The sequence below is a fragment of the Paraburkholderia sp. XV genome, assembly GCF_020177535.1.
GTDB lineage: Bacteria > Pseudomonadota > Gammaproteobacteria > Burkholderiales > Burkholderiaceae > Paraburkholderia > Paraburkholderia caribensis.
The window spans coordinates 1-9754 of record NZ_JAGUUD010000192.1 but is presented as its reverse complement, the minus strand read 5'-3'; the positions used below and the strand labels follow the sequence as shown (position 1 = coordinate 9754).

Sequence of the window (9754 nt, the reverse complement as noted above, 5' to 3'; positions counted from 1 at the left end):
CAAAGAAAAGTAGGTGCCGCCCCGCACAGGGGCGACGCGTGAAGCGAGCTAACGATTCGCGGATGCCAGCGCAAAGGCAAACACCCCGACCAGCGAAGCGCGAGGTCAAATCGCGGATGCCAGCACAAGAGCGAGAGCAAAAAAGCAAAAAAGGCAAAAAGCAAAAAAGGCAAAAAGCAAAAAAGGCAAAAAGCAAAATCGCAAAAAGCAAGACCAAAACCAAAGCCCCACCCAGCTTGCGCAGCAAAAACCCCTTCCTCACCCGCCCGCCGGCGGCCCCTCTACTACATTCCGCGGCGTCCCATCCCGCCACGCCTCCACATTCCCAAGCGTCGTCTGCGCGATTTCCGTCATCGCCTCACGGGTAAAAAAAGCCTGGTGCGCCGTAACAATCACATTGGGAAACATCAACAGCCGCGCCAGCACATCATCCTGCAACGGCAGATTCGAGTGATCCTCGAAAAAAATCCCGCCTTCCTCCTCGTACACATCGAGCCCGAGATGCCCCAACTGCCCGCTCTTGAGCGCGCCGACCAGCGCGTTGCTCTCGACCAGCCCGCCTCGCCCCGTGTTGATCAGCATCGCGCCGCGCTTCATCTTCGCGAGCGCATGGCGATCGATCAGGTGATACGTGGACGGCAGCAGCGGGCAATGCAGGCTCACGATGTCCGAGTCCGCGAGCAGCGTGTCGAGCGGCACGTAGCGCCCGCCGAGCGCCAACAGTTCGGTGGCGGGCGGGCCGGGGTCGTGTGCCAGCACCTGCATGCCAAAGCCCGCCATGATGCGCGCGAAGCACCGGCCAATGATGCCCGTGCCGATCACGCCGACCGTCTTGCCGTGCAGGTCGAAGCCGAGCAGCCCGTTCAGCGAGAAGTCGCCTTCACGCGTGCGGGCAACGGCGCGCGCGAGCTTGCGGTTCAGCGCCAGGATCATCCCCACCGCGTGCTCGGCGACCGCGTGCGGCGAATAGGCGGGCACCCGCACGACGCCCATACCGAGCCGCTGCGCCGCCGCGAGATCGACATGATTGAAGCCCGCCGAGCGCAGCGCGATGAGCCGCGTGCCGCCCGCATGCAGGCGTTCGAGCGTCGCGGCATCGACCACGTCGTTGACGAAGGGACACACGACGTCGTAGCCCTCGGCGAGGATCGCCGTGTCCGCTTCGAGATGCGACTCCTGGAAGTGCAACTCGTAGCGGAACCCGGCATTCGCCTCGTTGAACGTGTCGATATCGTACTGGCGGCTGCTGAACAAAATCATGCGCATGGTCACTGGTCTCCTGATGGACGCCCGCAGCGCGTCATCGATACGTGAGCAACCGCGCGCGGCTCACGAAGCGTGCTGCGCGGCGGGATGCAGGTCGTGCGCGATGATCGCATGCGCGTCGGCGGGCAGCGCTGACGCCGGACAACCTGCATGCTCGAGCGTGTAATCGACGAACGCGCGCGTTTTCGCGGGCAGATGACGGCGGCGCGGATAGACGAGCGACACCTTGGCCTGCGATTCGTCAACGGTGTAGTCCTGCATGATGCGCTTCAGCGCGCCCGTTGCGAAGTCGTCGGCGACGAGCGGCTCGGGCAGCACCGCGACGCCCATTCCGGCAATCGCCGCGAGCCGCACCAGCAGCGGGCTGTTGACGACGTACGACGGATCGAGCGTCACGGGCTGCGCGTCGCCGTCGCTTTCGATGAAATGCCAGACGGTCGGACCGCGTTGCTCGGAAGGCGTCGCGATGCACGAATGCAGCGCCAGATGATCGGGATGCCGTGGCTCCTCGCGCGCGGCCAGATAGGACGGCGCGGCGCACGGCACGAGACGTTGCGTCGCGAACGACAGCTCGACGCTGTCGGTATCCGCCGACGCGCCTCCCGCCACCGGGCCCGCGATGAAGAGACCCACGTCATAGCCGTCTTCGATCAGATGCGGCAGGCGCTCGGCGAGCGTGAGCCGGATGCGCACCTTCGGAAAACGCCGGCGGTAGCCGTCGAGCAACTGCGTGAGCGCTTGCGCCGACAGCGCGCCCGTGGCGACGACGCGCAGCGTGCCGCCTGGCTCGCGCTCGGTGCCGGCCACCGAGCCTTCCAGATGATCGAGTTCCTCGAGCAGCCCGCGGCAGCCTTCCAGATAATGCGTCCCGGCCTCGGTCAGTGAAAGGTTGCGCGTCGTGCGGTTGATGAGACGCGCGTGCAAGTGCGCTTCGAGTGTGGCGATCGAGCGCGTCACGAGCGCATTCGATACTTTCAGTTGCTGGGCCGCGCGCCTGAAGCTCTGTGTTTCGGCGACCCGGACAAAGACCCGCATGGCGTAGATCTGATTCATGGTGGCGCCCTCGTAAAGCGCGGCGCTGCCGCGCGTCGTTGACCCGGCTGTGGCGTGCGGCAGCTTTCGGCTTTCTGCGTCGGCCTTTGCGGGTGTCATACCGTCGTATTGCGGGCAATCCGACGGCTCAGGAACTTGCAGACCCGGCTCAAAAATAATATTGACAGTCGCCGGCAATTACAATATCTATAAAAACGACAACGCTCTTTCGCGATTGTAAAAACGATGACAGTTTCGTCATATAGCGGAATCTATGTATACGATTTCCGCACGCTTCAAATACGGACATAAAAATAATCGGGCTGTACGCACCGTGTTCCGGGTAGTTCGACAATTTTGCGAGGGAACGATGTCTGTCAACCGCAGCAACACAAGCTGACTCAAAAGCGAGTCACCGAACGCGCCGTGATGGTCCGACGTCAAGCCGTCGGCATGGCGCTTTTCATTCCGCTTCGAATAAAGCCGGTTAATCCCGGGTGAATATTCGCGCGCGCTTCCATTAAACGCGACTAATAGCCGTGCGGATTATCGCGGCCCTGATTTTTAAAAATATTCATACAACGATCCGCTCTGCCGGGAAATCCGAACATGGTCGCCGAATTGCTTAAGTCTCAGCCGGAGATTGCGCTGTTCGCGAGTCTTGCACTCGGATATCTGATTGGCTCGTTCAAGATCGGCCCAATCCAGCTGGGCGGCGTGTGCGGCACGCTGATCGTGTCGCTGCTGCTCGGGCAGACGGGCGCGCGCATCAGCCCCGACCTCAAGAACATCGCGTTCGCGCTGTTTATCTTCGCGCTCGGTTTCACGGGCGGGCCCCAATTCTTTGCCAACATCGGGCGCGGCTGGCGTTACGGGCTGTTGTCGGTGGTCGAGATCGTCTCGGTGCTCACGCTCGTGATGCTCGCCGTCTGGCTGCTGCATCTCGATCCGGGTACGGCGGCCGGCCTGCTGGCCGGGGCGGCGACGGAATCGGCGGTGATCGGCACGGCGTCGGAAGCCGTCGCGAAGCTCGGCCTGGCCGAGGCCGAGACGTTGCGCCTGCAGGCGAACATCGTGACCGCTTACAGCGTCAGCTATCTGTTCGGACTTATCACGATCGTGCTTTTCACGAGCCAGTTCGCCGCGTTGCTGTTGCGCGTGAATCTGCGCGACGAAGCCGAGCGCGTGTGGCGGCAACTCGGCGGCGGCGACGCGCTCGGCGACGGGGAGCGGCTCGCCGCGCCCGCGCTGGTGGGACGCGCGTTCAGCGTCGGTCCGGCAGCAGGCGTCCCAATCGGCGCCTTCGAGGCACGCTACGGCCACAACCTGACAATCGAGCAGATCGAGCGCGGCGGCGCGCCGCTGGCTGTCGCGCCCGATCTCGTGCTGGCGGCGGGCGATCTCCTGCTGGTCGGCGGACGGCGCGAGGCGCTGGTTGCGGCTGCGCCGTCGCTTGGCGATGAAGTCGCGTCGGGCCATCACTTCTCGACAGCGCTCGCCGACATGGTCGACGTGGTGCTCACGCGCAAGGACGCGCATGGCGCGACGATTCGCCAGCTGCGCGAGCGCGCCGACCCGGAGCAGGGACGCGGCATCTACATCGCGGCCGTCACGCGGCTGGAGTCGCGCGTGCCCGCGCTGCCCGGCACCGAGCTGAACCGCGGCGACGTGCTGACGCTGGTCGGCGCAAAAGCCGACGTGCTGCGCGGCGCGCGGCGGCTCGGCTACCTGCTGCCCGCCACCTTGAAGACCGACTTCGTCTATCTCGGCCTCGGCGTGCTGATCGGCATGGCGATCGGGCGGCTGTCGGGCACTTTCGGCGGCGTCACGCTCGCGCTCGGCACGGGCGGCGGGTGTCTGCTGTCCGGGCTGCTGTTCGGCTGGATCCGTTCGCACTATCCCGTCATTGGCTCTCTGCCGCCCGCCGCCGCGCAAATCCTCAAGGACTTCGGACTGGCCACCTTCATCGCCGCCGTCGGGCTGTCGGCCGGGCCGGATGCGATCAAGCTGGTGCGCGAATACGGCCTCGCGCTGCCCGTTGCCGGAATTCTGATGGTGCTGGTGCCGGGCCTGCTGTCGCTGTGGATCGGCCGGATGTTCCTGAAGCTCGACGCGCCCATGCTGCTCGGCGCGATTGCCGGCCAGCAGTGCAGCACGCCAGCGATCAGCGCGCTAGTCGGCGTGACGGGCAATTCGACGCCCGTGATCGGCTACACGATCACTTACGCGTTGTCGAACATCCTGCTGCCGTTGATGGGTCCCGTCGTCGTCGGGCTGGCCGCGCAGTTCGCGCGCTGATGGGCGCGATCGGCGTGGCCGGCGCGGGAGTCGTGGGATTGAGAACGGGCAAGGCAACCGGAAGCGAATAACAGCAATATCGAAATGCCTATGTGAGCCGTCAGGTTTGCGCGGGCAGGGGTTGCAGACGGTAGTGCCACGTCGTCTGCTGCATTTCGCCGCGGCTCGCCCGCGCGCGTTTTTACTGAGAGGGCACGATGGAATTGATACACAGCATCTTTCACAAGTCACCCGAAATAGCGTTGTTCCTGTCGCTGGCGGTGGGGTACTTCATCGGTCAGATCAAGTTCGGCAAGTTCCAGCTGGGCGGCGTCGGCGGGTCGCTGCTGGCGGCCGTCGTGATCAGCCAGGCGGGCGTGTCGATCGACAACGGCGTGAAGGCGGTGATGTTTGCCGTCTTCATCTACGCGGTCGGTTACGACTCGGGACCGGGCTTCTTCAACTCGTTGAATCGCAAGACATTGCGCGAGATCGCAATGGCGCTGTTCCTCGCCGTCTCGGCGCTGATCACCGTCATCATCTGCGCGAAGATTTTCCATCTGAACAAGGGGCTGGCGGCGGGCCTCGCGGGCGGCGCGCTCACGCAGTCGGCGATCATCGGCACGGCGGGCGATGCGATCGCGCGTCTCGGCCTGCCCGCCGAAGAGGTGAAGTCGCTGCAGTCGGACGTGGCGATTGCGTACGCGGTGACCTACGTGTTCGGCTCGCTCGGCGCGATCATCGTATGCGTGAACATCCTGCCCAAGTTCATGGGCCGCGACCTGCGCTCGGCCGCGCTCGACGCCGAAGCGAAGCTCGCGGGCGGCACGCCGTCGCGCGCGCCTGGGCAACTGGCGGCGCTGCCCGAACTGGTCGGGCGCGCGTTCAAGGTCGGGGCGGCGGCGGGGCGCAAGGTGTCCGAGATCGAAATGGCCGCGCAGGACTTCGTGTCGATCGAAAAAATCCGGCGCGTCGGCAAGGAGATCGAGCCGGGGCCGAACGTCGTGCTCGCGGCTGACGACGTCGTGCTCGTGGTCGGGCGGCGCGAGGGCATGGTGCCCATCGCGCCGAAGATCGGCACCGAAATCTCCGATGTCACCGACGTCAGCGCCGTCATGCAGACACGCCAGGCCGTGTTCACCGCAAAAGGCCTGAACCACACGACGATCCAGAAGGTGCGCGAAACCGTCGACCGCGATCTGCGCCACGGCGTGTTCCTCGAAAGCATCACGCGCGTCGGCCAGCCGGTGCCGATCCTGCCCGAGACGAAGCTCGAGCACGGCGACGTTCTCACCTATTTCGGCTCAGCGAAGGACACGAAACGCGCCGTCGAGGCGACGGGCTACGAGCTGCCGTACTCGATCAAGACCGACTTCATCTACATGGGCGTCGGCATGGTCGTGGGCCTGCTGATCGGGCTGATCGTCATCAATGTCGGCGGCGTGCCGCTCACGCTCGGCTCCGGCGGCGGCTGTCTGCTCGCGGGTCTGGTGTTCGGCTGGATGCGCGGCAAGCATCCGATGTACGGCGTGATGCCGCCCGCCGCGTCGCGGCTGTTGCAGGACTTCGGGCTGGCGGCGTTCGTCTCGGTGGTCGGGCTGAACTCGGGGCTGCAGGCCGTGACGACGATCAAGGAGTTGGGCCTCACGATCTTCCTGCTCGGCGTGTTCGTGACGCTATTCCCGCTGCTGCTGACGATGGTCTTCGGCCGTTACGTGCTGCGCTACGACAACGCAGCGATTCTGGCGGGCGCGCTGGCCGGCTCGCGCAGCGCGAACCCGGCGTTCGGCGGCGTGCTGGACAAGGCCGAAAGCGCCGTGCCGACCGTGCCGTTCGCGATTACGTATGCGATTGCGAACGTGCTGCTGACGTTACTGGGACCGCTCGTGGTCGGGCTGGTCTGAGCTCGCGCGCCGACAGGGCGCGCCCTGTCGGCGGAACCGATTGTCAGGACGGTAGCCGGCGCCCTGCACGGGCCATTGCCCGCGACGCGCCGGCGCATTTCCCCTTTCACTGGAGGACGCATCATGGCGAAGGACAACAAAGGCAAAGACCAGGCAGCGTTGCAGGCGCTCAGCCCGTTCGAACTGAAGGATGAGTTAATCAAGGCGGCGGGCGGCGGCGCGGTCGAGCGCCCGGCCAATGCCTCGATGCTGAACGCCGGCCGCGGCAACCCGAACTTTCTCGCGACGATTCCGCGCCACGGCTTCTGGCAGCTCGGTCTGTTTGCGATGCGCGAGTCGGAGCGCTCGTTTGCGTATATGCCCGAGGGTGTCGGCGGTTTTCCGAAGCGCGAAGGACTGGCCGAGCGCTTCGAGCTGTTCCTGCGCGAGAACAAGGGCGTGCCGGGCATTGCGTTTCTCGCGGGTGCCGTGTCGTATGTGCGCGATCAGCTGGGCCTGTCGGGCACGGATTTCCTCTATGAGATGTGCGAGGGCATTCTCGCGTCGAACTACCCGGTGCCCGACCGGATGCTGAAGCTGTCGGAGGTCATCGTCGGGCAGTATCTGCGGCGCGAGATGATCGGCAAGTATCCGTTCGTCGGCGAGTTCGACATCTTCGCTGTCGAAGGCGGCACGGCCGCGATGACGTACATCTTCAACACGATGAAGCAGAACCATCTGATCAAGGCGGGCGACACCATCGCGCTCGGCCGCCCGATCTTCACGCCGTACATCGAGATTCCGACGCTCAACGACTACGAGCTGAACGTCGTCAATCTGGACGCCGCTGTCGAGAACAACTGGCAATACTCGAAGTCCGAGCTGGACAAGCTGCGCGATCCGAAGGTGAAGGCGTTCTTCCTCGTGAACCCGAGCAATCCGCCATCGGTGAGGATCAGCGACGAGAGCCTCGAATACATCGCGCAGATCGTCAAGGAGCGCCCCGATCTGATCCTGCTGACGGACGACGTGTACGGCACCTTCGCCGACGACTTCGTATCGCTGTTCGCGCTCGCGCCGAAGAACACGATTCTCGTGTATTCGTACTCGAAGTATTTCGGTGCGACGGGCTGGCGGCTGGGCACGATCGCGACGCACAAGGACAACATCCTTGACCGGCTGATCTCCGAACTGCCGAAGGACGTCAAGAAGATCTTGCATCATCGTTACGAGTCGATCACGACCGAGCCGGACAAGCTGAAGTTCATCGACCGGCTGGTGGCCGACAGCCGCACTGTCGCGCTGAATCACACGGCGGGGCTGTCGACGCCGCAGCAGGTGCAGATGGTGCTCTTCTCGCTGTTCTCCCTGATGGACACGCCGGATGCGTACAAGGACGCGCTCAAGCGCCTGATCCGCAGCCGCAAGCGCGCGCTCTACGAAGAGATCGGCATTGCGTTCGACGAGAAGGACGCGAACCAGGTGGACTACTACTCGATCATCGACATGGAGTACTTCGGCGAGCGTGCGTACGGCCGCGAGTTCGTCGACTGGCTGCTCAAGCACACGGAGGCGTCGGAGCTGCTGTTCCGTCTGGCAACCGATGCGCGGGTCGTGCTGCTGCCGGGCATGGGCTTTGGCACGAAGCATCCTTCGGGGCGGGTGTCGCTCGCGAATCTCAACGAGTCCGACTACCGCAAGATCGGGCGCGCGATCCGCAAGCTCACGGATGAATACGTCGAACGCTACAACAAGGAGACGGGCAAAAACGTCCAGCGCAAAGAGGTCAAGTGACAATCCGGCAGGGGAAGACCGGGATGCATCTCTTGCGCAATCGGACATATGAGTGAATGATCGAAAGACGGCCCGCCGCGCGCAGGTGTTGCTGCGCGCGGCGGGCCGTTTTCCTGTTCCTGTTCCTCGTTCCATGCGTTCCGATCATGACCATTACAACGTCCAACGTCGTTCCCTGTCCTGAAGTCGAATCGCTCGATGCGATTCTTCCCGAAGAGCCCCTCCTGATGATGGGCGCTGGTCCCGTGCCGATTCCCGCCGCCGTCGCTAAGGCCAATGCGATCGTCATCAACCATCTGGGCAACACGATGGCCAAGGTGGTGGGACAGGTGAAGACGATGGCGCGCTACGTGTTCCAGACCAATTCGAAGTGGGTGCTGGGCGTGGCGGGGCCGGGCTCGGCGGCGATGGAAATGGCGATTTCCAATCTTGCGTGGCAGGGCACGCGGGTGCTGAGCATCAAGAACGGGTTTTTCAGCGCGCGGATGGCGGAGATGGGCCGGCGCGTTGGCGCCGAGGTCTCGCTGCTGGAAGTGGGCGACCGTGCGGTCGCGACGCTCGACCAGGTCGAGGAAGCGATCCGGCGCACGCGCCCGGAGATCGTGACGATCGTGCAGGGCGAGACATCCAACACCGTCTGGAATTATCACTTGAAGGACATTGCGGCGCTGGCGAAGAAGGCGGGTGCGCTGGTGGTCGTCGATGCTGTCTGCACGCTGTCGACGATGCCGCTCGAAATGGACGCCTGGGGTATCGATGCTGTGATTACGGGTGGGCAGAAGGGGTTGTCATCGATTCCGGGTGTTTCGCTGATCGCGTTTTCGGATGCGGCGTGGGAGCGGGTGAAGGGGCGACCGCATGCGAGTGCGCATTGGTGTCTCGATGCGTCGCTGGCAGAGAACTTCTGGCACAACGCGGGGTATCACTATACGGCGCCCGTGTCGGGCGTGCTTGCGCTGCATGAGGCGTTGCGGCTTGTTTGCGCGGAGACGCTGGAGAAGCGTTTTGCCCGGCATTTGAAGTGTTCGCTTGCGTTGCAGGCGGGGATTAGTGCCATGGGCCTGGCGTTGTTTGCGCCGGCTGAATGCCGGTTGAATTCGGTTGTCGGGATCGAGGTGCCCGTTGGGCAAAAGGCCGGGCTGACGCCGGCGGATATTTGCGCCCATATCTCGCGGTTTCATCAGGTTGAGATTTCGGGCTCGTTTGGGTTGCCTATTGTGCGGATTGGGCAGATGGGCGAGCAGGCTCGCGCTCATAATCTTTTTCGTACGCTGCATGCGTTTGGTAGGACTATGGTTGAGCTCGGGGTTGGTGTTGATTTGCCGGCTGGGGTGGCGGCGCTTGAGCGTGCGCTGGCTGGGAGGGATTGAGGTTTTTTTTGTCTGTCGACGCTTTTGGTGGTTTTGCTTGTGTTTGCTTCTGCGCTGGCATCCTTGGCTTGCCTTTTCGCTGGCATCCGCGATTCGTTATCTCGCTTCAGGCGTCGCCCCTGTGCGGGGCGG

At 63.9% G+C, this 9754-nt stretch carries 7 protein-coding genes; 4 read left to right on the top strand and 3 right to left on the bottom strand.

The window, feature by feature from the left end; translation table 11 throughout:
• From KFO72_RS40205 to KFO72_RS40195, 3 genes are all read right to left on the bottom strand, one after another.
• The coding region (locus KFO72_RS40205) for a hypothetical protein (protein WP_225034423.1) at positions 1 to 247 on the bottom strand (247 nt) is incomplete at its 3' end.
• 11 nt (positions 248 to 258) lie between these two features.
• Positions 259 to 1266, bottom strand: coding sequence for a 2-hydroxyacid dehydrogenase (locus KFO72_RS40200; RefSeq protein ID WP_062915736.1), 1008 nt, complete (start codon positions 1264 to 1266; stop codon positions 259 to 261).
• A 63-nt stretch (positions 1267 to 1329) separates the two neighbouring features.
• A complete protein-coding gene (locus tag KFO72_RS40195; protein WP_036003971.1) occupies positions 1330 to 2319 on the bottom strand; it encodes a LysR family transcriptional regulator in 990 nt (329 codons plus the stop codon).
• A 588-nt stretch (positions 2320 to 2907) separates the two neighbouring features.
• Between KFO72_RS40195 and aspT (KFO72_RS40190) the strand changes: the two genes are divergently transcribed.
• The 4 genes from aspT (KFO72_RS40190) to KFO72_RS40175 all read left to right on the top strand — a co-directional run bounded on the left by aspT (KFO72_RS40190) (position 2908) and on the right by KFO72_RS40175 (position 9622).
• Entirely contained in the window at positions 2908 to 4596 is a 1689-nt protein-coding gene (aspT, locus tag KFO72_RS40190) for an aspartate-alanine antiporter (RefSeq protein WP_107200786.1), read from the top strand.
• 197 nt (positions 4597 to 4793) lie between these two features.
• Positions 4794 to 6479 carry an aspartate-alanine antiporter gene (gene aspT / locus KFO72_RS40185; RefSeq protein WP_225034422.1) on the top strand — a complete coding sequence of 562 codons (1686 nt, stop codon included), beginning with the start codon at positions 4794 to 4796 and terminating at the stop codon, positions 6477 to 6479.
• Between the two features lie 123 nt (positions 6480 to 6602).
• Positions 6603 to 8252, top strand: coding sequence for a bifunctional aspartate transaminase/aspartate 4-decarboxylase (locus tag KFO72_RS40180; RefSeq protein WP_054928838.1), 1650 nt, complete (start codon positions 6603 to 6605; stop codon positions 8250 to 8252).
• Between the two features lie 146 nt (positions 8253 to 8398).
• A complete protein-coding gene (locus tag KFO72_RS40175; RefSeq protein ID WP_054928837.1) occupies positions 8399 to 9622 on the top strand; it encodes a pyridoxal-phosphate-dependent aminotransferase family protein in 1224 nt (407 codons plus the stop codon).
• The last annotated feature ends 132 nt before the right edge of the window (positions 9623 to 9754 follow it).

What these genes read in the sequence shown, in the direction of transcription:
- KFO72_RS40195 (WP_036003971.1), bottom strand. Translation starts at nt 2,319, where the DNA reads ATGAATCAGATCTACGCCATGCGGGTCTTTGTCCGGGTCGCCGAAACA.
- aspT (WP_225034422.1), top strand. Translation starts at nt 4,794, where the DNA reads ATGGAATTGATACACAGCATCTTTCACAAGTCACCCGAAATAGCGTTG.
- KFO72_RS40200 (WP_062915736.1), bottom strand. Translation starts at nt 1,266, where the DNA reads ATGCGCATGATTTTGTTCAGCAGCCGCCAGTACGATATCGACACGTTC.
- KFO72_RS40175 (WP_054928837.1), top strand. Translation starts at nt 8,399, where the DNA reads ATGACCATTACAACGTCCAACGTCGTTCCCTGTCCTGAAGTCGAATCG.
- KFO72_RS40180 (WP_054928838.1), top strand. Translation starts at nt 6,603, where the DNA reads ATGGCGAAGGACAACAAAGGCAAAGACCAGGCAGCGTTGCAGGCGCTC.
- aspT (WP_107200786.1), top strand. Translation starts at nt 2,908, where the DNA reads ATGGTCGCCGAATTGCTTAAGTCTCAGCCGGAGATTGCGCTGTTCGCG.